This is a genomic window from Yimella lutea, from assembly GCF_006715095.1.
GTDB lineage: Bacteria > Actinomycetota > Actinomycetes > Actinomycetales > Dermatophilaceae > Yimella > Yimella lutea.
Map to the genome: position 1 here is coordinate 3,426,506 of NZ_VFMO01000001.1, position 20,052 is coordinate 3,446,557.

At 67.2% G+C, this 20,052-nt stretch carries 23 protein-coding genes; 7 read left to right on the forward strand and 16 right to left on the reverse strand.

Annotation, left to right across the window (positions count from 1 at the left end; translation table 11 throughout):
* From cysS to FB459_RS16480, 4 genes are all read right to left on the reverse strand, one after another.
* Positions 1 to 1,440 carry a cysteine--tRNA ligase gene (gene cysS / locus FB459_RS16465; RefSeq protein WP_141929256.1) on the reverse strand — a complete coding sequence of 480 codons (1,440 nt, stop codon included), beginning with the start codon at positions 1,438 to 1,440 and terminating at the stop codon, positions 1 to 3.
* Positions 1,441 to 1,670: 230 nt separating this feature from the next.
* Entirely contained in the window at positions 1,671 to 2,327 is a 657-nt protein-coding gene (locus tag FB459_RS16470; protein WP_246092502.1) for an MBL fold metallo-hydrolase, read from the reverse strand.
* Positions 2,328 to 2,335: 8 nt separating this feature from the next.
* Positions 2,336 to 3,421: an S-(hydroxymethyl)mycothiol dehydrogenase gene (locus FB459_RS16475; protein ID WP_141929257.1), complete on the reverse strand. Its 1,086-nt coding sequence runs from the start codon at positions 3,419 to 3,421 to the stop codon at positions 2,336 to 2,338.
* Positions 3,422 to 3,556: 135 nt separating this feature from the next.
* Entirely contained in the window at positions 3,557 to 4,117 is a 561-nt protein-coding gene (locus FB459_RS16480; protein ID WP_141929258.1) for a hypothetical protein, read from the reverse strand.
* Between the two features lie 211 nt (positions 4,118 to 4,328).
* Here FB459_RS16480 and FB459_RS16485 point away from each other — a divergent pair, with 211 nt between their 5' ends.
* Complete coding sequence (locus FB459_RS16485; RefSeq protein ID WP_115923962.1) at positions 4,329 to 4,811, forward strand: CarD family transcriptional regulator; 483 nt, start codon at positions 4,329 to 4,331, stop codon at positions 4,809 to 4,811.
* Positions 4,812 to 4,852: 41 nt separating this feature from the next.
* Entirely contained in the window at positions 4,853 to 6,016 is a 1,164-nt protein-coding gene (ispD, locus tag FB459_RS16490) for a 2-C-methyl-D-erythritol 4-phosphate cytidylyltransferase (RefSeq protein ID WP_425472366.1), read from the forward strand.
* Positions 6,017 to 6,087: 71 nt separating this feature from the next.
* Here the strand turns inward: ispD and phoU are convergent, their stop codons facing one another.
* Positions 6,088 to 6,753: a phosphate signaling complex protein PhoU gene (gene phoU, locus FB459_RS16495; RefSeq protein WP_141929259.1), complete on the reverse strand. Its 666-nt coding sequence runs from the start codon at positions 6,751 to 6,753 to the stop codon at positions 6,088 to 6,090.
* A gap of 236 nt (positions 6,754 to 6,989) precedes the next feature.
* Between phoU and FB459_RS16500 the strand changes: the two genes are divergently transcribed.
* Together FB459_RS16500 and FB459_RS16505 are read left to right on the forward strand one after the other, a co-directional pair.
* Positions 6,990 to 8,177 carry a sensor histidine kinase gene (locus FB459_RS16500; RefSeq protein WP_246092503.1) on the forward strand — a complete coding sequence of 396 codons (1,188 nt, stop codon included), beginning with the start codon at positions 6,990 to 6,992 and terminating at the stop codon, positions 8,175 to 8,177.
* Positions 8,174 to 8,857: a response regulator transcription factor gene (locus tag FB459_RS16505; RefSeq protein WP_141929260.1), complete on the forward strand. Its 684-nt coding sequence runs from the start codon at positions 8,174 to 8,176 to the stop codon at positions 8,855 to 8,857. The genes FB459_RS16500 and FB459_RS16505 overlap by 4 nt, the downstream gene beginning before the upstream one ends.
* Positions 8,858 to 8,916: 59 nt before the next feature.
* On the opposite strand, the gene FB459_RS16510 is transcribed toward FB459_RS16505, so the two are convergent.
* Genes FB459_RS16510 through mshA form a run of 3 tightly spaced genes read right to left on the reverse strand, consistent with a single transcriptional unit; the run spans position 8,917 to position 11,493 of the window.
* Entirely contained in the window at positions 8,917 to 9,660 is a 744-nt protein-coding gene (locus FB459_RS16510; RefSeq protein ID WP_141929261.1) for a phosphoglyceromutase, read from the reverse strand.
* A gap of 34 nt (positions 9,661 to 9,694) precedes the next feature.
* Positions 9,695 to 10,186: a type III secretion system chaperone family protein gene (locus tag FB459_RS16515; protein ID WP_141929262.1), complete on the reverse strand. Its 492-nt coding sequence runs from the start codon at positions 10,184 to 10,186 to the stop codon at positions 9,695 to 9,697.
* The gene (gene mshA, locus FB459_RS16520) at positions 10,183 to 11,493 is read right to left on the reverse strand and encodes a D-inositol-3-phosphate glycosyltransferase (protein WP_141929263.1); all 1,311 of its coding nucleotides are present in this window, start codon (positions 11,491 to 11,493) and stop codon (positions 10,183 to 10,185) included. Before mshA ends, FB459_RS16515 begins: the two co-directional genes overlap by 4 nt.
* Positions 11,494 to 11,612: 119 nt before the next feature.
* On the opposite strand from mshA, the gene FB459_RS16525 reads away from it, so the two are divergent.
* Complete coding sequence (locus tag FB459_RS16525; protein ID WP_141929264.1) at positions 11,613 to 12,407, forward strand: methyltransferase domain-containing protein; 795 nt, start codon at positions 11,613 to 11,615, stop codon at positions 12,405 to 12,407.
* Here FB459_RS16525 and manA read toward each other — a convergent pair whose 3' ends face one another.
* The 8 genes from manA to ygfZ all read right to left on the reverse strand — a co-directional run bounded on the left by manA (position 12,408) and on the right by ygfZ (position 18,292).
* Positions 12,408 to 13,544: a mannose-6-phosphate isomerase, class I gene (gene manA, locus FB459_RS16530; RefSeq protein ID WP_141929265.1), complete on the reverse strand. Its 1,137-nt coding sequence runs from the start codon at positions 13,542 to 13,544 to the stop codon at positions 12,408 to 12,410.
* Positions 13,541 to 14,332 carry an alpha/beta fold hydrolase gene (locus tag FB459_RS16535; RefSeq protein WP_141929266.1) on the reverse strand — a complete coding sequence of 264 codons (792 nt, stop codon included), beginning with the start codon at positions 14,330 to 14,332 and terminating at the stop codon, positions 13,541 to 13,543. The genes manA and FB459_RS16535 overlap by 4 nt, the downstream gene beginning before the upstream one ends.
* The gene (locus FB459_RS16540) at positions 14,326 to 14,646 is read right to left on the reverse strand and encodes a DUF2516 family protein (protein ID WP_239701062.1); all 321 of its coding nucleotides are present in this window, start codon (positions 14,644 to 14,646) and stop codon (positions 14,326 to 14,328) included. Before FB459_RS16540 ends, FB459_RS16535 begins: the two co-directional genes overlap by 7 nt.
* A 40-nt stretch (positions 14,647 to 14,686) precedes the next feature.
* Positions 14,687 to 15,112 (reverse strand): D-aminoacyl-tRNA deacylase, encoded by a 426-nt coding sequence (gene dtd, locus FB459_RS16545; protein WP_129624611.1) that lies wholly within the window; start codon positions 15,110 to 15,112, stop codon positions 14,687 to 14,689.
* Positions 15,112 to 16,074, reverse strand: coding sequence for an asparaginase (locus tag FB459_RS16550; protein ID WP_141929267.1), 963 nt, complete (start codon positions 16,072 to 16,074; stop codon positions 15,112 to 15,114). Before FB459_RS16550 ends, dtd begins: the two co-directional genes overlap by 1 nt.
* Before the next feature lie 84 nt (positions 16,075 to 16,158).
* The gene (locus FB459_RS16555; protein WP_141929268.1) at positions 16,159 to 16,779 is read right to left on the reverse strand and encodes a hypothetical protein; all 621 of its coding nucleotides are present in this window, start codon (positions 16,777 to 16,779) and stop codon (positions 16,159 to 16,161) included.
* A gap of 56 nt (positions 16,780 to 16,835) precedes the next feature.
* On the reverse strand, positions 16,836 to 17,180 hold the full coding sequence (locus tag FB459_RS16560) for a helix-turn-helix domain-containing protein (protein WP_141929269.1): 345 nt from the start codon (positions 17,178 to 17,180) through the stop codon (positions 16,836 to 16,838).
* 80 nt (positions 17,181 to 17,260) lie between these two features.
* Positions 17,261 to 18,292, reverse strand: a complete 1,032-nt coding sequence (gene ygfZ, locus FB459_RS16565) for a CAF17-like 4Fe-4S cluster assembly/insertion protein YgfZ (protein WP_246092505.1) — start codon at positions 18,290 to 18,292, stop codon at positions 17,261 to 17,263.
* 43 nt (positions 18,293 to 18,335) lie between these two features.
* Between ygfZ and FB459_RS16570 the strand changes: the two genes are divergently transcribed.
* A complete protein-coding gene (locus tag FB459_RS16570) occupies positions 18,336 to 19,490 on the forward strand; it encodes an LCP family protein (protein ID WP_141929271.1) in 1,155 nt (384 codons plus the stop codon).
* Between the two features lie 44 nt (positions 19,491 to 19,534).
* A complete protein-coding gene (locus FB459_RS16575) occupies positions 19,535 to 20,038 on the forward strand; it encodes a heme-binding beta-barrel domain-containing protein (RefSeq protein ID WP_141929272.1) in 504 nt (167 codons plus the stop codon).
* The last annotated feature ends 14 nt before the right edge of the window (positions 20,039 to 20,052 follow it).

Consider the following 20,052-nt stretch of genomic DNA (forward strand, 5'->3'; position numbering starts at 1 on the left):
TCAGTCCTTCGTTCGTTGGGCGGCGCGATCGGCCGCCGGCATGAGTGACCAGCGAGCGCCGTCCGCGGTGTCCTCGACCGTCACACCGGCGGCGGACAACTGGTCGCGGATGAGGTCCGCGGTGGCGAAGTCACGGTCGGCACGGGCCTGCTTGCGCGAGGCCAACAGCACCTCGATCACGTGGTCAAGCGCTTCGTTCGAGCGATCGTCGCCGCACGAATTCCATTGTGCGTCATACGGATTGACACCGATCACTTCGGTCATGGCGACGACCTCGAGCGCGAGTTCCTCGGCGCGGGTCCGGTCGCCCGCGTCCAACGCGGTGTTGCCCTCGCGGATCGCGTCGAAGACGACCGCGAGCGCTCCGGAGACATTGAGGTCGTCGTCCATCGCAGTCGCGAACGCGTCCGGAACGGCCACGAAGTCGCCGGACGGCGCCTGGTCGAGCGCGCGTTCGAGGAAACCCTCGATCCGTGCGACCGCGGCAGCGGCCTCGTCCAGAGAACCGTCGTGGTACTCGATCGTCGCCCGATAGTTGACCGCGCCGAGGTAGTACCGCAGGACCAACGGACGAACCTTCTTGGTGATCTCACCCACGGCCAGGGTGTTGCCGAGCGACTTGCTCATCTTCTCCCCGCCGAGGGTGACCCAGCCGTTGTGCAGCCAGTACTGCGCGAACCCCAGACCTGCAGCGCGCGACTGTGCCTGCTCGTTCTCGTGGTGCGGGAAGCGCAGGTCGATGCCGCCGCCGTGGATGTCGAACTCGTCGCCGAGCCAGCGGCGAGCCATCGCCGAGCACTCCAGGTGCCAGCCCGGTCGGCCCTGCCCGTAGGGGGTCGGCCAACTGGCGCTCTCCGGTTCGCCGGCCTTGTGGCCCTTCCAGAGCGCGAAGTCGCGCGGGTCACGCTTGCCGCGCGGGTCGGCGTCGGCTGCGGCCTCCATGTCGTCGACCTTCTGGCGGGTCAGCGAGCCGTATTCGGGCCAGCTGCGTACGTCGAAGTAGACGTCTCCGCTGCCGTCTTCAGCGGCGTACGCGTGCCCCTTCTCGATCAGGATCTGCATCAGTTCGACCATGTCGGTGACGTGGCCCGTGGCGCGGGGCTCGTACGACGGACGGCGCACGCCGAGCAGGTCGAGTGCATCATTGGTCTCGCGCTCATGCGCGTAGGACCACTCCTGCCACGGCACGTCGTGCTCGGCCGACTTGTTCAGGATCTTGTCATCGATGTCGGTCACATTGCGGACAAGGGTGACTTCGTACCCGTGACCGATCTCCAGCCAACGGCGTAGGATGTCGAACGCGACCGTGAAGCGCACGTGGCCGATGTGCGGCGACCCCTGAGTGGTGAGACCGCAGATGTACATGCCCACCGTGCCCGCACGAAGGGGCTCGAAGGGACGCAGCTCACCGGCTGCGCTGTCGAAGAGTTGCAGAGTCACCCGGCAAGTTTATCGGCGCCGTGAAGTACAGCAGACCACTCGGGTACTGCGTGCCCCATCCGAGTTGGCCGCCGGCCATCGAGGCGAGACCGGTGACCGAGAAGGCGTTGACCGGGCCGTGCGGATGCCACGGGCCTGCCGGACGGATGGGCGATCGTCACCGGTTGACCACGCGAGTGTCGTGAGGTTCGGGGCATCCCGACCACGAAGGTCATGACACTCACATCAGGTCACGCCCCCTCGGGACGCTCCCACTCGTCCTGTCGGGCGGCTTCTTCGCCGATGGTGGTCGAGTCGCCGTGGCCGGTCAGCACGATCGTCTCCGCCGGAAGGGCGAAGAGCTTCGTCCGGATGGAGTCGGTGATGGTGTCGTAGCTGCTGAACGAGCGCCCCGTCGCTCCCGGTCCCCCGTCGAACAGCGTGTCTCCGGTGAGCACCACGCCCAGCGTCGGGATCCGGAGACACACGGCGCCGGGGCTGTGGCCGGGCGTGTGGATCACCTCGATGGTGACCTCGCCGACCTCGATGCGATCGCCGTCCGAGAGTTCGTGGTCGGGCCCGACGGAGTACACGCGGTCCCAGAGCATCCGGTCGGACGGGTGCAGGTAACTCGGCGCTTTCGTCGCATCGAATACCTCGCCCACCGCGGTGATGTGGTCGTCGTGCGCGTGGGTACACAGGACGGCCTTCACCGTCCGCCCACCGACGGCGTCCAGGATAGGGGCGGCATCGTGTGCCGCGTCGACGATCACGCACTCCTTGTCGTCACCGATGATCCAGACATTGTTGTCGACGTCCCAGGTGCCCCCGTCGAGACTGAAGGTGCCGGACGTGATCACCCGCTCGATCGTGGTGTCGCCGTGTCCCGCAACGATTTCGGCTGCCACGACGCTCCTCAGATCTCGACGACGGAGCGCAGCACGTCGCCCCCGTGCATCTTGTCGAACGCGGACTCGACGTCGTTCAACCCGATCCGCTCGGTGATGAACGCGTCGAGGTCGAAGCGTCCCTGTCGGTACAGGTCGATGAGCATCGGGAAGTCGCGCGAGGGCAGGCAGTCGCCGTACCAGCTCGACTTCAGCGCGCCACCGCGACCGAACACCTCGATCAGTGGCAGTTCGATCTTCGTGTCCGGCGTCGGGACACCGACCAGAACGACCGTGCCGGCGAGATCGCGGGCGAAGAACGCCTGCTCGTAGGTTTCGGGTCGGCCGACCGCTTCGACCACGACATCGGCGCCGAAGCCGCCGGTGAGTTCGCGGATGCGCTCGACGGCGTCCTCGTTCTTGGAGTTGACGGTGTGCGTTGCCCCGAAGACCTCGGCCTGCTCGAGCTTTCGGTCGTCGACATCGACCGCGATGATCGTCGTCGCTCCGGCGACCTTCGCTCCGGCGATCGCAGCGTTGCCGACGCCGCCACAACCAATGACCGCGACGGAGTCTCCACGGCCGACCTGGCCGGTGTTGACCGCCGCGCCGAAGCCGGCCATCACGCCGCAGCCGAGCAGACCGGCGGCAGCGGCGGACGCGTCCTGGTCGACCTTCGTGCACTGACCGGCCGCGACCAGGGTCTTCTCGATGAACGCACCGATGCCCAGCGCGGGCGAGAGCTCTGTGCCGTCGGTCAAGGTCATTTTCTGCTTTGCGTTGGCGGTGTCGAAGCAGTACCACGGCTTGCCTTTCGCGCAGGCGCGGCACTGACCGCAGACCGCGCGCCAGTTCAGCACCACGAAGTCGCCAGGCTTCACCTCGGTGACCCCTTCGCCGACGGCCTCCACCCGTCCGGCGGCCTCGTGGCCGAGCAGGAACGGGAACTCGTCGTTGATGCCACCCTCGCGGTAGTGCAGATCGGTGTGGCAGACCCCGCAGGCCTCGATGGCGACGACCGCTTCACCCGGGCCGGGATCAGGCACGACAACGTCGACCACTTCCACCGGTGCGCCCTTGCTGCGGGCGATGACACCTTTGACGGTCTGGGGCATTTGCGCACTTCCTCACGGTTTCGACACCTGCTCGAACTTCTTCCCCGTCAGCCTAGATGAGCTCGGGTACGTCGAAGGGCCCGACCGTCTCGCGGTCGAGCCCTTTCGTCGTCGGGTGGTGCGGTCGTTGCGGACTCAGTGTCCGCCGCCGTCACCCTTCTCGGCCGAGTCGTCCGGACGGCTGCCCGGGTGCGTGACCTCTTCGCTGCCGTACGGTGGCTGATCGAGCACGACCGGCACGGAGACCCGCTTGCTGCCGCCGTCGGCGGTGGCGAACACGACCGTGGTGGACTCACCCGGGGGAACCGGGGTGGCGGGGATGTCGATCGGGGACACAGTGGCCTTACCGTCGCCGCTGGGCTTGCCGTCGAGGCGGACGGACTGCATCGGCGGGATGGAGACCTTGGTCGGCTGTCCGCCGGCCGGAGTGACTGTCAACTGCGCGGCAGTGTTGCCGTTGTTAGTAGCCAAACCCTGCATCGAGCCCTTGTCGCCCTTGCTCTTGGTGACTATGAGCACGTTCGACAGGTTGACCGTGCCGACCTCGGCGTTGTTGCCGTCGGAGGCGACGTAGTCCATGTCGGTGGTGGGTTCGCTGAAGTAGTAGCAGCCGCTCAGGGCAGTGCTGGCAACGCCGGCCACCAGCATCGCTCGAGCACCGCGGCGGACGGCCGGCCGGGAAGTCACACGTCGCATCACATGTGCATGCTACCGGTCTGCCCGCCGCCCCGGGGCCCCACCCTGCACCGGCCCATGACGGGCCCACGCGAAGCACGTGCGGCGACTCCTGTCAACCCCTCGGCCGCGATCTGTGCACGTCCGTTTGTGGCCTCTGACCTGCACAAACGGTTTCTGTGACCCCGGCCACCCGTGTTATCCTTGACTTCGCGAAAGGGGCACACAACATATGGTTTTCAAGGTCGGCGAGACGGTCGTTTACCCGCACCACGGGGCGGCTCTCATCGAAGAAATCAAGGTCCGAACGATCAAGGGCGTGGAAAAGCAGTACCTCGTCCTGAAGGTTGCCCAAGGCGACCTGACGATCGAGGTTCCGGCGGAGAACTGCGATCTCGTGGGTGTCCGCGATGTCGTCGGCAAGGAAGGCCTCGACCGTGTGTTCGAGGTGTTGCGTGCCGATCACACCGAGGAGCCGACCAACTGGTCGCGTCGCTACAAGGCGAACCTCGAGAAGCTGGCATCCGGCGACGTCATCAAGGTGGCCGAGGTCGTGCGTGACCTGTGGCGCCGCGACCAGGACCGCGGCCTGTCCGCGGGTGAGAAGCGGATGCTCGCCAAGGCGCGCCAGATCCTCGTCTCCGAACTCGCGCTCGCCGAGCACACCAACGAGGACACCGCAGAGGCCACGCTGGACGAGGTCCTCGCGTCCTGAGTTCCATCACGAACAGCGACCACGCCCGCGGCACTCCTGCCGTGGGCGTCGTCATCGTCGCCGCCGGCATGGGCACCCGCCTCGGCGCGGGTATGCCCAAGGCTCTCGTCGATATTGGCGGTGATGCCCTGATCGTCCACGCGCTGCGTTCGGTACGTCAGGTCGGTCGGGTGTCCGACGTGGTCGTCGTCGTCCCGGGCGGGCACCGGGGCGAGTTCGAACCGTTGTGTGAGGGCGCCGTGCTCGTCGACGGCGGCGCTGAACGCACCGACTCGGTAGCCGCCGGACTGGCCGCGCTCTCCGACAGGACCGAAGTCGTCCTCGTGCACGACGCCGCTCGCGCCTTTGCTCCCCCGGCGTTGTTCGACGCCGTGATCGACGCCGTGCTGGGCGGTGCCCACGCGGTGGTCCCCGGCCTACCCGTGGTCGACACCGTGAAGCAGGTGGACGCCGGCGGTGTGGTGGTCGGTACGCCGGATCGCTCGTCACTACGTGCCGTTCAGACGCCGCAGGGTTTCCGCCGGTCCGCGCTCGTCCGGGCGCACTCCCGGGGTGGCCAGGCGACCGACGACGCGGCCCTGGTGGAGTCGGACGGCGGACACGTGGTGGTCGTCGACGGCGATCCCCGCGCGCTCAAGGTCACCGTTCCGGCCGACCTCGACGCAGTCCGGCGTCTGATCGCAACCGACCCACAGGAGCAACTCATCGATTCGCCGCAGCATCCTGCACCCTTGCCCCGCACCGGGATCGGTGTCGATGTACACGGCTACGCCGATGACGAGCGACCGCTGTCCCTCGCCTGCCTCACCTGGCCCGGTGAACGTGGAATCGAAGGACATTCCGACGGTGACGTCGCCGCTCACGCGGTGTGCGATGCCCTGCTGTCGGCCGCCGGTCTGGGTGACCTCGGCACTCAGTTCGGCGTCGACCGACCGCAGATGAAGGGGGCAACCGGCGCGGCGATGCTGGCCGACGTGCACGGCACCCTCGAGCGAGCAGGTTTCCGCATCGGCAATGTCAGTGTGCAGATCATCGGTAACCGGCCGAAGGTGGGTCCGCGCCGCGAGGAAGCGCAACAGGCGATCTCGGCCGCGCTCGGCGGGGCGCACGTCTCGGTCTCAGCAACGACCACCGATCACCTCGGCTTCCTGGGCCGCGGCGAGGGCATTGGCGCGATCGCCAACGCGCTGGTCATCCGTGGCTGACGCCCGAACGTGAACGAGCCCCTGCAGATTCTGCAGAGGCTGGTCCATGGCGCAGAAGGCGCCGGAGAATGTCAGCGCTCCAGGCCCTCGTCCGGGTCGCCGTACCGGCCGGTGACCAGGTAGACGATGCGGTCCGCGACGGCGACGGCGTGGTCGCCGAATCGCTCGTAGTAGCGCGACAGCAGCGTGACGTCGACCGCGGTCTCGGTCGGGTGGTTCCAGCCCTCGCTGTGCAGGGCGGCGAAGATCTGCCGGTGCAGGTCGTCCATGCGGTCGTCCAGGCGCTCGATCTCCTGCGCTGCGTGGACGTCCTTACTGTCGATCGCCTCGCCGGTCTTCTTCGCCAGGTCGATCGCGCACTCCGACATCGAGGTGATGTGCGGCAGCACTTCCTGCGGAACGGCCTGCTTCGGGTAACGCATCCGGGCGATCTTCGCGATGTGGCGGGCCAGGTCGCCCATCCGCTCGATGTCAGATGCCATGTGCATGGCGGTGACGACCATCCGCAGGTCGGTGGCCACCGGCTGCTGACGGGCCAGCAGGTCGACCGCCAGGTCGTCGACCTGGCGTCGCACGGTGTCGATGTCGTCGTCCGCAGCGATGACGCTCTCGGCCACGCCGAGGTCGGTGTTCACGAGTGCGTCGGTGGCGCGCTTCATCGCAGTACCGACCATCTCGGTCATGTGAACGAGCTGATCGGAAACACGATCGAGGTCGTCGTGGAAGGCGTTGCGCATGCTTGGGGAATCCTTGCTTCGGGGTGAACTCGAAAGAAGCCGAGATGGACGGGCGGTTTTGCCGGCCTCGACCGGCTTCACCGGTCGTGGCCCATTGTGCCCCAGACCGGCGACTCGCTGAGGGTCGCAGGCCGCGGTGAACGGCGACAAACGCGCAGGTTAACGGCCGATGGCTCGCAGTCGTACGCGTCTGACCAGCACCGACGACGCTTCACCGACCCCGTACATTGGGCCGCGTGTTGGAGGTCCTAATCGCCCTGAGCGCCCTGTGCGTGGGCCTCGTCATCGGCTGGTCGGCCGCCAGACGTCGGACTGCCGAGACCTCCGCGAAGAGCATCGCCACCACGCACACCAACCCGGAGCCGATCGCCCCGGAGGCCGCCGAGATCCTCGATGCGTTGCGCTCGGTCTCGCTGGTCGTCGACGCCAGCGACCGCGTGGTGCGGGCGAGCCCGTCCGCAGCGGCGCTGGGCCTCGTCCGCGGGCAAGAGATCGTGCATGAGCAACTGCGCACCCTCGTGCGCACGTCTCGGCGAGACAAGGACCTGCACGAACTCGAACTCGACCTGACCCGCGGACTCAACGGCGCCGGACGCCTGGTGCTCGGGGTGCGGGTGACGCCACTGTCCGACGACCACGTCCTCATCCTGCTCGACGACCGCTCGCAGCTGCGACGCGTCGAGGAGACCCGGCGTGACTTCGTGGTCAACGTCAGTCACGAACTCAAGACTCCCGTCGCCGGACTCAGTCTGTTGTCAGAGGCCATCGACGATGCTCGCGACGATCCGGAGGCGGTGCACCGGTTCACCAAGCGGATGCGCACCGAGGCCGACCGCATCAACCGGTTGGTCATGGAGATCGTCGAGTTCTCCAGGTTGCAGGTCGCAGAGACCCTCGACGATCCGCAGCGCGTCGACGTGCGCGAGTGCGTCGCGGAGGCCATCGAGCATATGCGGCTGATGGCCGACGAACGCAATATCGGCATTCAGGCGCACGACGAGGGCAACCGCGCCGAGGTGTTCGGCGACCCCGACCTGATCACCACCGCCGTGCGCAACCTGATCGAGAACGCAGTCAACTACTCCGGCAGCGGCACGCGGGTGGACGTCGCCGTGAAGGGCTCGCCCGACCTGGTCACCGTTGCAGTGAAGGATCAAGGCAGCGGCATCCCGGCCGGCGAGATCGAGCGCGTCTTCGAACGCTTCTACCGCGTCGACGCCGCCCGGTCGCGACGCACCGGCGGCACGGGGCTCGGCCTTGCCATCGTCAAACATATCTGCGCCAACCACGGCGGTGAGGTCACCGCGTGGTCCGAGGAGGGCCACGGCTCGACCTTCACCATCCGGCTGCCGGCCGCACATCCCGAACCCTCCGAAACAACGATCGACCGACCGGTCGACGAAGCCCGAAAGGTCACCCCATGACGCGCATCCTGCTGGTCGAGGACGAGGAGTCGCTGTCCGACCCGTTGTCCTACCTGTTGTCCAAGGAGGGCTACGAGGTGTCGGTCGCGGAGACCGGACCGGACGCGCTGCTCGACTTCGATCGCAAGGGCGCCGACCTCGTCCTGCTCGACCTGATGCTGCCCGGAATGTCCGGCACCGAGGTGTGCCGGGTGATCCGGCAGAAGGCGAACGTGCCGATCATCATGCTGACCGCCAAGGACAGCGAGGTCGACAAGATCGTCGGGCTCGAGATCGGCGCGGACGACTACGTCACCAAGCCGTATTCCTCCCGCGAACTGCTCGCCCGCATCAAGGCGGTGCTGCGCCGTGGCCAGGACACCGGGGAGCTCATGCCCGCCACCCTGCAGAGCGGACCGGTGCGCATGGACGTCGAACGCCACACGGTCAGTGTTCAGGGCGAGCCGGTTTCGTTACCGCTCAAGGAGTTCGAGCTGCTCGAGCTGCTGCTGCGCAACGCCGGACGCGTGCTCACCCGGGGTCAGCTGATCGACCGCGTCTGGGGCAGCGACTACGTCGGTGACACCAAGACGCTCGACGTGCACGTCAAGCGGCTGCGCGCGAAGATCGAGGAAGACCCGGGCAACCCGAAGGTGATCGTCACCGTCCGCGGCCTGGGCTACAAGTACGAAGGCAGCTGACACACGCCGAAAGTCCGCAGAACCGGCGAATTGACGCGCGCGTTCTGCGGACTTACGTTTCAGCGGCCTTGGTTGGCGACCGCCTCGGCAGCCGCCTTCGCGGACTCGGGGTCGAGGTACTTTCCGCCCTTGACGGTGGGCTTGAAATGCTCGTCGAGTTCGTAGACCAGCGGCATTCCGGTCGGGATGTTGAGGCCGACGATGTCGTCGTCGGAGATCCCGTCGAGGTGCTTCACCATCGCGCGCAGGCTGTTGCCATGAGCGGCGACCAGAACGGTCTTGCCGTCCTTCAGGTCGGGAATGATCGAGCCCTCCCAGTACGGCAGGAAGCGCTCGATGACGTCCTTCAGGCACTCGGTGCGCGGCGCGTCATCGCCGAGATCGGCGTACCGCGGGTCACCGTCCTGGGAGAACTCGGCGCCGGGCTCGATGGGCGGCGGCGGGGTGTCGAACGACCGGCGCCAGGTCATGAACTGCTCCTCGCCGAACTCCTCCAGCGTGGCCTTCTTGTCCTTGCCCTGGAGGGCGCCGTAGTGACGCTCGTTCAGGCGCCACGACCGGTTCACCGGGATCCAGTGACGGTCGGCGACGTCGAGGGCGAGGTGGGCGGTCGTGATCGCGCGGCGCAGCAGCGAGGTATGCACGACGTCGGGCAGGACGTCTGCTTCCTTCAACAGCTTGCCGCCGTTCGCGGCCTCGGAGCGGCCCTTCTCGGTGAGGTCGACGTCGACCCAGCCGGTGAAGAGGTTCTTGGCGTTCCAGTCGGATTCGCCGTGACGCAGCAGCACGAGTGTGTAGGTCATGACTCCAGCCTAACCACCGACATACGTGCCGTGGTCAGGCCAGCAGGTGCTTGAACGCCTCGAGGTTGCGGGTGGATTCACCGCGCGAAATTCGCCACTCCCATTCCTTCTTCATCGAGGTCAGGAAGCCGAGCACCAACAGGTCGTTGAAGGGCTCGTCCGCTGCGCGCAGGACGGCACCGAGCAGCTTGTCGAGGTAGGTCTCGTCGACGGCGGCGAGCGGGACGCGTCCGCCGACGTACACGTCGCCGGAGGAATCGATCGAGTACGCGAGACCTGGCAGCTTGAGGTTGCGGCGCAACAGGAACGTGTAGAAGTCGAGGTGGTTCTCATCAGGCTGCCTGATGACGAATGCGGCTGTGATCAGGTCGTTCTCACCGACCGTGAGGGACGTGACCGTCTTCAGCTTCTTCTCCCCCGGGAGGGTGACGACGTACTCGCCGTCGTTGACCCCGGCCTCCCATTCCAGTTCGTTGTCGGCCAGGACCCCTTCCAGGACCGCCGCGACGTCGTCGCGCAGGCTCACGGCACTACCGCAGTCGGCACCGTCGCGAAGTCGAGGTGCGTGTCATACGGCCGCGGCGGCGCCTCACAGGCGTGCCGGTAGACGTCGAACAGCTTGTCGGTCGTCGCATCCCAGGAGAACTCGCGGGCCCGCGCAATCGCGTTGTCGGTCATTGTTTTCCGCCTCTCGTCGTCGTCCAGCAGGCCGGCGAGCACCGACGCCCACTCGTTGGGATCGTGCGAGTCGACCAGCACACCCCCGTCGCCCACTGCCGTCGGGAGCCCACCGACGTTCGCAGCGACCACCGGTGTGCCGCACGCCATGGACTCGATCGCGACCAGGCCGAAGGATTCGGAGTGGGAGGGCACGACGGTCAGGTCGGCCGCCGCGAACCAGCGGGCGAGTTCGGTGCGGCTCTGCGGAGGCACGAACTGCACGACGTCGGCGACGCCGAGTTCGCGCGCCATCGCCTGCAGCGCACGGGGACGCTCCCGCCCGCTGCCACTCGGACCGCCGAGGATCGCGACCACTGTCCGACCGCGGCGCTCCGGTTCGCGTTCGATCATCCTCGCGACGGCCTTGACCAGCACGTCCGGGGCCTTGAGCGGCTGGATGCGTCCGACGAACAGCAGCACATCGGCGTCCTCGGGCAGCCCCAGTTCGCGGCGGCACGCCGACTTGCCGGCCGGCCTGAGGACGTCGAGGTCGACGCCCGGGGGCACGACGCGGACCCGTTCGGGATCGGCGTCGTACAACTCCACGAGTTCGCGGGCTTCGGTATCGGTGTTGGCGATCAACCAACCGGCCACCTTGACGACCTGCTCCTCGCCGATCTCGCGACCCTTGGGTTCGGGCCGATCGCCTGCTGCGAGAGCACGATTCTTGACGCGGCTCATCGTGTGCATGGTGTGGACCAGCGGCACGTTCCACCGGTCGGCGGCCAGCCAGCCGACCTGACCGGACAGCCAGTAGTGGGAGTGGACCAGGTCGTAATGCCCCTCCGGGCTGATGGCGACGAATCGCATCACTCCCGCCGCGAACGCGCACAGTTGTCCGGGCAGATCCTCCTTGTCGAGACCCTCGTACGGCCCGGCGTCGATGTGTCGCACGATCACGTTGGGTGCGAGGGTGACGACCTCCGCCAGGCTCGCGGACGTTCGACGGGTGAAGATCTCGACCTCGACGCCCCGCGCACCCAGCCGCTTCGCGGTCTCCACCACGTACACGTTGAGCCCGCCCGCGTCGCCCGTACCGGGCTGGTCGAGCGGCGAGGTGTGGACACTGATCATCGCCACCCGCTGCACCGGGCATCCGCTGGACTCGGTCATGCGGCTCAGTCTCTCACCCGCGAAAGTCGTCCGGTCGTGGTCTCGGTCGCGGCGCTCGCCCCACGGGGCTCGCACCCAGTCGACCACCGCCTGAGTGAGCTCGTATCTAGGCTGAGCGGGTGGCCTCTGCACGTCCGGTGGGCGCGATCACACGCGGCACCACGAACCCCAATCGCCTGCGCCGGTGCGACCGGTGGCTGGTGGCCACCCAGCGACATCGCCTGACGGCCCCGCTCGGCGCGCCCCTGGTGGTGGATCTCGGGTACGGCGCATCACCGGTCACCGCCGTGGAACTACGCGACCGGCTCCGCGCCGTACGCCCGGACGTCCGGGTCGTCGGAGTCGAGATCAACCCCGCCAGGGTGCGCGCGGCGCAGCACCTACAGGACGACACGCTCAGCTTCCGCATCGGCGGATTCGAGCTGCCGGTGGACGGGAAGGTCGACGTGGTCCGCGCGTTCAACGTGCTGCGCCAGTACGACGAGTCCGAGGTGGAGTCTTCGTGGAGCCTTGTGCAACAACGTCTTTCACCGACCGGGATCTTTGTCGACGGGACCTGCGACGAGGTCGGGCGACTGGCCACCTGGGTGACGCTCGACCGTCGCTCACCGCTGAGCTTGACCTTCTCCTGGCGGCTCGGGGGGCTGGACACACCGTCGGTGATCGCCGAACGTCTGCCCAAGGCACTGATCCACCGCAACGTGCCGGGTGAACCGATCCACGAGTTTGTGCGGACCTTCGACCGTGCGTGGGCGACGGCTGCGCCGCACGGTTCGTTCGGTGCCCGGCAACGCTTCCTGGCGGCGGTCGACACCGTCCGTGCAGACGGCTGGCCCGTCCTGCACGGGCGCAGTCGCCACAGGCTCGGCGAACTCAGCGTGGAGTGGTCTGCGGTCGCCCCGAATCGGAGGTGATCAGCCCACGAGTCCGGTGGTCGCCACGTACGCGGTGCCGTCGCCCGAGCAGTGCAGGTGGTCGACGGATGCCGGAACGAAACACGACTGTGCCGGACCCAACTCGATCTGCTCGACGCCGTCGTCGAGCGTGATCGTTCCTCCGATGCAGAGCACGATGCGCGGCTTGTTACGTCCTGGTACCTCTTCAAGTTGTGTACCCGGGTTCACTTGGTGCAGTTGGAAATACGGCACATCGACCGGGAAGCTGTGCACTCGAACACCCGACGGCGGTTCCTCCACCACAACGGGGCGGTGGACGTCGACGATACGGAGCAGTTCGGTGATGTCGATGCGTTTGGGAGTCAGGCCGGCTCGGACGACGTTGTCGGAATTGGCGAGGATCTCGACCGTCACCCCGTGCACTGCGGCGTGCAGCACTCCTGCTGGCAGGAACACGTAACTGTTCGCGGGCACGACGTGGTGCCTCATGGTCAGCAGCACCGCCGCGCCGACGTCGCCGGGGAACTGGGCGGCAATGCGGTGGATGGCCTCGTAGTGCGGGTGGTCTCGTCGGTCACCACATGCCCGGACGACCTCTTCGGTGAGCTCGCGCTGAACCGACTCCTCGGCCTGCAGGATCGACCGGAGCAACTGCTTGACGCCCGAGCCGGCCGCGGCCTCGATCAATTCCCCGAACCGTTGACACTGCAGTTCCCCTGCCGCGGAACGGATCTCGTCGAAGGCGAGCGTCCCGGCGAACATCTCGAACTCGGTGACCGTGAGCCAGGCCTCCGGCTTCGGCCAGTTGTCGACATAGGTGCCGGTGGGCGCGGTCAGCGCTTCCTCACGGCTGGGATGCGCCTGGATCGACAACGCCTGCTCCGGTGCGAGCAGCTTGAGCAGGAACGGCAGTCGACGCTGGAACTGAGTCACGGTCGTCTCACCGAGCATGCCGATCGGGTCGGCAGCGATGAGCTTGTCCAACGTTGTGCGGTCGTCGTGGTGACCGACGACGCAGGGCGACGCCTCGTGTGCACCCATCCACATCTCGGCCTCGGGGGACTCGGTCGGCGAGGGCCGTCCGGCCAGTTCGGCCAGCGCCGTGCGCGACCCCCACGCGTAATCCCGGATGCGTGGTTCGAGCCGGACGATCATGCGAGGAAGTCTCGCACGAGCTCTCGTACGCGAGCCCGATGACTCCACAGGATCCCGCCTGGTGGGAGCACCTCGAGCCGGGCGTTCGGGATCAGGTCGGCGATCTCACGCGAGACCCACAGCGGGTGCGCGGGATCGTCCTCCTGGCCGAGCACGAGCACCTGCGCCTGCACCGCCTGCAGTGATCGACGGTCGTGCACCGCGGTCGCGTGTGGGATCGTCCGCAACGCACGGGACACGTCTGTCCGGACGATCGTGTGTGCCTGGTCCATACACCAGTTACGCACGACGGGATCGTCCCGGTGCTCCCCCGGCTGTTCCAGCAGCAACAACTCGAAGACACCGTCGACGTCGTGCTCGTCGGCGAACCGGCCCATCTCCAGCAATCGCTCGAGGGCGACGTCGGTGCGGGGTGTGTCAAGCACGGCAGGCAGCGCGAGCACAATGCGTTCGAAGCGGTCGGGCACCCGCTCGAGAAGGTGAGCGATCGCGCCGGCTCCCATGCTGACGCCCAACGCCCGGGTGGCGCCGACGTGCGTGGCCACAGCGTCGAGTTCGTCGGCCAGCGCGGTGTAGGTCCACGCCGATTCTGGCGAGGACGAGGCACCGTGGCCGCGGAAGTGGAAGTACGCCTGGCGTCCGGGCATGCCGGAGCCGAAAGGGCGCGTGGTCGATATCGAGCCTGCGAGCCCGTGGGCGAAGACGGTGACTGGTTCGTCACGTCCGACCAGCAGGTACTCGATGCCGCCTTCGGACGTCGGCAGGATGCAGGTGCGGGTGCTCACCATCGTCCGCGGGAACCGCCACCGCGGCGGGACTCGACCTGTCGCAACGCCGGACGGACGTCGGCGAGGTACACCCCGGCAGCCACGATCGCGATGATGCCGAAGAGGTTGAGCGGTGACTGGATCACCAACAGCGCGAATACCGCAGCCAGGCCCGTGATCAACAACCAGCGTTGCTTGGTCATCTTGTCGGCGGCTCGGAACGCATCCTCGCGGCGACGCAGCGCATCGACGAAAGCGAAGGCCGTGGTGGCCATCAGGGCGAGGCCGAGCAGCAGCGCGACGGTGGACTGGATGCGAAAAAGAGGTTCGAGCACGTCACCAGCCTAAACGTCGAACGTCGCCGATGTCCGCCGCTCAGACGTCGACGACGACGGTGAACGGTCCGTCGTTGACCAGCGACACCTGCATCATCGCGCCGAAACGTCCGGTGGCGACCTCAACCCCGGCGGCAACCAGCGCGGCGACGAGATCCTCGATGAGGGGTTCGGCGACCGGGCCGGGGGCGGCTGCGCTCCAAGAGGGACGTCGACCCTTGCGGGTGCTGCCGTACACGGTGAACTGCGAGACCACCAGCACTGGCGCACCGGCGTCCAGCACGGACTGCTCGTCGGCGAGGATGCGCAGCTCGCCGATCTTGCGAGCCATCGCGGCGACCTGTTCGGCACCGTCCTCGTGGGTGACACCGACCAGCGCCACCAGACCGGGACGATCGATGGCACCGACCGTCTCCCCTTCGACAGTCACTTCCGCGTGGGTAACCCGCTGCAGGACTGCCCGCATCAGACCGCCCGCACCGCACCGACCGGCTGCCCGTGGCCGAGGATCGGCGCGCTCGCAAGACGTTCGAGCACCTCTGCTTCCACCCCCAACTCGCGCAGTGCCGCTGCGGCAACCACCGGACGGGCCCGCTGGCCGCCGTCCGCGATCTTGACGACCATTCCACGACCGTCCGGGAGCCCGATCGCGTAGACCGCCTCGGCACCGTCCTTGGCCACCAGCCCCGGGACGCTGCGGATCAGATCGGTGACGTCGCGTCGGGTGCCACCCAGAAACTCGGGGAACTCGCGGATCGCTTGTGCGACAACACGTTCCGGACCGTCCGTGGCGGCCGCAAGGCGGCCGAACGCACGCGCGAGACCGAGCGGCGAAACCGCCATAACCGGAGCCCCGCAACCGTCGATCCCGGTCGCGGCGACGGACTCGCCGCACAGGTCGGCGAGCGCGTCCGCCATCGCGACCTGCAACGGATGGGACGGGTCCCGATACGTGGCGGTGTCCCAGTCGTTCACCACACACGTGGCGAGCATCGCAGCGTGTTTGCCCGAACAGTTCTGGGCGATGGACGTCGGTTCGTGGCCGGCCGCGAGCCATTCGCGCCTGGCCTGCTCGTCGTACGGCAGATCGGGGGTGTTCTGCAGGTCGTCCTCGGAAAGGCCGGCGCCGGCAAGGATGCGGCGCACGCCGTCGAGGTGGAAATCCTCACCCGAATGACTGGCGCTCGCCAGCGCCAGCAGGTCGGCGGGCAGGTCGAGTCCGGACCGCACCATCGCGAGCGCCTGGATCGGCTTGTTCGACGAGCGGGGAAAGTGCGGCGCGCTCGCGTCACCTCGTTCGAACAGCACCGAGCCCTGCGCGTCGACGGCCACGACGATGCCGCGGTGCACCGACTCCACGAATCCACTGCGTTCGACGACTGCGACGATGGGGGCTTCGGAGAGTGCTTGCTGCGATCGTTGAGTCACGCAGGCGAGGCTAACGACGAAGCCCCCACCGGGGCGAGGTGGGGGCTTCGTCGTTTCTGCTCAGCCGAGCAGGGTCAGTTGTCTTCAGGCGTTGCTGTTCGCCGAAGCAGCCTTCGTGGCCGGAGCCTTGCGGGCCGTGGTCTTGCGAGCAGTGGCCTTCTTGGCGACGGTCTTGCGCGCCGGACGCTTGGTGGCAGCGCCCTCCTTGGCGGCGTTGCTGCGGACCTCGGCGCGAGCCTCGTCCTCGACCTTGCCGGCGACGTCGGCGACGACCTTGGCGGCGTCCTTGCGGCCGGCCGCGAGGGTCGAGACGGCGGTGGTCTGCGCGTCCTTGGCGGTCTTGCGAGCGGTGCTGCGAACGTCCTTGGCCTGCTGGCGCGCGGTGTTCTCGATCCCGTCGACCTGCTTGCGCAGCGACTTCACGACCTTCTCGCCGCGCTTGGCGAGGGTGGCGTACTGGTCGCCGGCCTCGATGCTGGCGTCGTCGATGACCTTGGTCGCGGTCGCGGGCAGCGCCTCGACCTGTTCGCGGACATCGGCGATCTGCTTGGTGAAGCGAACCTGCACGGCGGACGGCTTGAGCTCGGCACCGACGGTCAGCGCACGGTCACGGACGGTGGTGTAGACCGTGTCCGCAGCGCCGACGGCGGCGTACAGCGGGGTGGCTGCGGTGATGGACTTCTTGAGGTCGAACTTGGTGGCCATGGCCACTCCTTCCGGTTCGGTTATCTGGAGTATGTGCTGCCGATGCGGCCGGCGGATCAGTCCTCGGTGAACGATGCGTAAAGATCGAGGAGAACCTTGCGCTGCTTGTCCGAAAGGAGCGGGTCGGACTTGATCGCCACACGGGTGTCGATCAGCGTCTCGGTCTCGCCTGCTTCGTCCAAGAATCCGGCCTGCACGTACAACTGCTCGGCCGAGATCCGCAAACCCTTGGCCAGCGACTGGAGTATCTCCGCGCTCGGCTTCTTCAGTCCCCGCTCGATCTGGCTGAGGTAGGGGTTGGAGATTCCCGAGCGTTCGGCCAGCTGCCGCAAGGACAACTGCGCCTGCTGGCGCTGGTCCTTGAGGTAACCGCCGAGATCGCTGACGGGGTTCGGAGTCATGTCTTCATTATGCTTGCTGCAGTTAGCACTTTGCAAGCCAGAGCAAGCGTGAGACGAGTCACACCGGTGGGGCTGTGTCGTCAGGCCCGCACGATCGGCGTCTGCGCCGCAGTCACATCGCCCGCGCGCAGCACGGCCTCCACCGGCACATTGCGCTTGACGACGGCCAGCGCGATCGGCCCTTCCTCGTGATGACGGGCCACCGAGGTCAGTCGTCCGACGGCCCGTTCGTTCGCGGGCGCGAACAACTCGGCGCCGGGGTCGGGCAATACGTGGCCCGAACCGTCGAGATGCAGGAAGACGAGGCGGCGCGGTGGTTTGCCGAGGTTGTGTACCCGCGCGACGGTCTCCTGGCCGCGGTAGCACCCCTTGTGCAGATGCAGCGAAGTGCGCAGCCAATCCAACTCGTGCGGAATCGTGCGGTGGTCGGTGTCGACCAGGTGCCGCGGACGCCACTGGCTCACCCGCAACGCCTCTGCCGCCCAGGTGCCCGCGAGCGCCCGTTCACCCACGACGGATTCCAGTTCATCGCGCGGGACGATCAGTTCACGCCACGCGCGACCGAACGCCGGGTGCGGCTCGACGTCGCAGTAGGCAGCCGTGTCCGGGCCGAGGTCGGGCCACGGGTCCACCCAGGCAAGCATGTCGACCGCCTCTGTCGACGGGTCGCCGAGCACCGCGAAATCGGCGCTGCGGTCGGCCACCTCGACGCGGAGCATGAACTGCATCGACCGCAACCAGGTCACCAGCGCCTCGGCGGTGCCCGGCTCCACGGTGATCCAGATGGTCTCCCCGTCGTCGATCAGGTGCAGGTCGTGCTCGACATGACCGTGTGGACTGAGCACCAGCGACTCGGTACTCACTGCCGGCTGCAGGTCGTCCAGCTTCTGCGTGGTGATCGAGTGCAACCAACTGCGACGATCTGGCCCGCTCACGGTGACCACGCCCCGGTTGCTCAGGTCGACCAGGGCCTGCCTCGCCTCCAACAGTCGCTGTTCACGCATCGGGTCGCCGTAGTGCGCCGCCACGCCGGCGTCGAGCCCGTCGGCCTCGACCGCCTTCGGGCGATCCAGGAGCGGGGAGCGGTAATCGTCGAGCTTCGCAGCGTTCACGTGTTCAGCGTACGTCCGCGTGCGCCTGCCTAGACTGGCGACCATGACCGACCCGAACGAGCCCACCGGACCCGCAAGCGACCGCCTGTCCGGCGACGCCGACCGCGACGACCGGTTGACGCCCCGTGACTCTCGGGGACGCCACCGTGCGGTGGCCGCAGGCGCCGGCGAAGGCCCGTTCGACGAGGCGGACCCCGCTGCTCACGACGAGCCTGACGACGTCGAGGAGCCGAAGAAGAAGGCCGGCTGCCTGAAGGTCGGTTGTCTGACCCTGCTGACGATGTTCGTGATCAGCGCGCTGGCAGTGGGTGGGTTCGCCGCGTACCTGAACTGGAAACTCGACAACAACATCCAGCGGTCGGACATGATCCCGGACGATGCCGGCCAGCCGACGCGCAAATCCGAGGCGGGCGAGGCCCTCAACATCCTGCTGATGGGTTCCGACTCTCGCAGTAAGGACCTCAACGACTCCAGCCGATCCGATGTCATCCAACTGGTGCACATCAGCGACGACCGCAAGAGCGTCCAGGTCATCCATTTCCCGCGTGACCTTTACGTGTCCATCCCCGGGCACGGCAAGAACAAGATCAACGCGGCGTACGCGTACGGTGGCGAGAAGCTGCTCATCCTGACCCTTCAGAACCTGCTCGGCGTCAAGATCGACCACGCCGCTCAGATCGGCTTCGAGGGATTCGGCAAACTGACGAACACCGTCGGTGGTGTCGACGTCTACGTGCCGCAGCAGTACAACGACGGCAGGCAGACCTGGACAGTCGGCCGGCATCACATGGACGGCGAGCAGGCTCTCAGATTCGTCCGCCAGCGCTACCAGTTGCGAGAAGGCGACATCGACCGCGGACGCAACCAGCAGGCCTGGATCAAGGCCGTGATGGCCAAGACGCTGAAGGCCGGCACCCTGCTGAACCCGGTCAAGCTCAACAAGATGGTCGACGACCTCACCGCCGACAAGAATCTTCGGGTCGACGAGGACATGCAGGTGCAGAGCATCGGCCTCAGTCTGCGCAACCTACGGATGAGCGGCGTCACCTTCTACACCGCGCCGTTCACCGGCCTGGGAAGTGACCCGAGGGCCGGGTCGATCGTGATCGCCGATGAAGCGAAGATCAAGCGCCTCGGGGCGGCCGTCGCCAACGACGACTTCAGCAACTACAGCGCCTCCACCAACCCGCTGCAGTAACTGAAGCAACACTCTTCAGAACCACGACCGAGGAAGGCACCTTCATGCCGATCGAGATCGACCCCGACATGCCGCGCGACCTGGCTCCCCTGGCCTGGCTCATCGGACGCTGGGAGGGCGCCGGCGTGGTCGGCTACCCGACCATCGAGTCCGCGAACTTCGGCCAGGAGATCCACTGCTTCCACGACGGCCGCCCTTTCCTGGAGTGGCACAGCCGTACCTGGCTGCTGGATCAGGAGGGCAACAAGGTGCGTCCGCTGGCGACCGAGCTCGGATTCTGGCGTCCGCTGCCTGACAACGAGGTCGAGCTGCTGCTCACCCACCCGTTCGGCGTCGTCGAGCTGTACTACGGCCGCACGTCCCCTGCGAAGATAGAACTTCGCACCGACGGTGTGCTGCGCAGCCCGAGCGCCAAGGAGTACTCCGCGGGCGCCCGGATGTACGGCTACGTCAACTCGAATCTGATGTGGGCCATGGACATGGCAGCGATGGGTGAACCGTTGCAGAGCCACGTGTCCGCCGAACTCAAGCGGGTCGCCAACCACTGACCCTTCGCCGAACG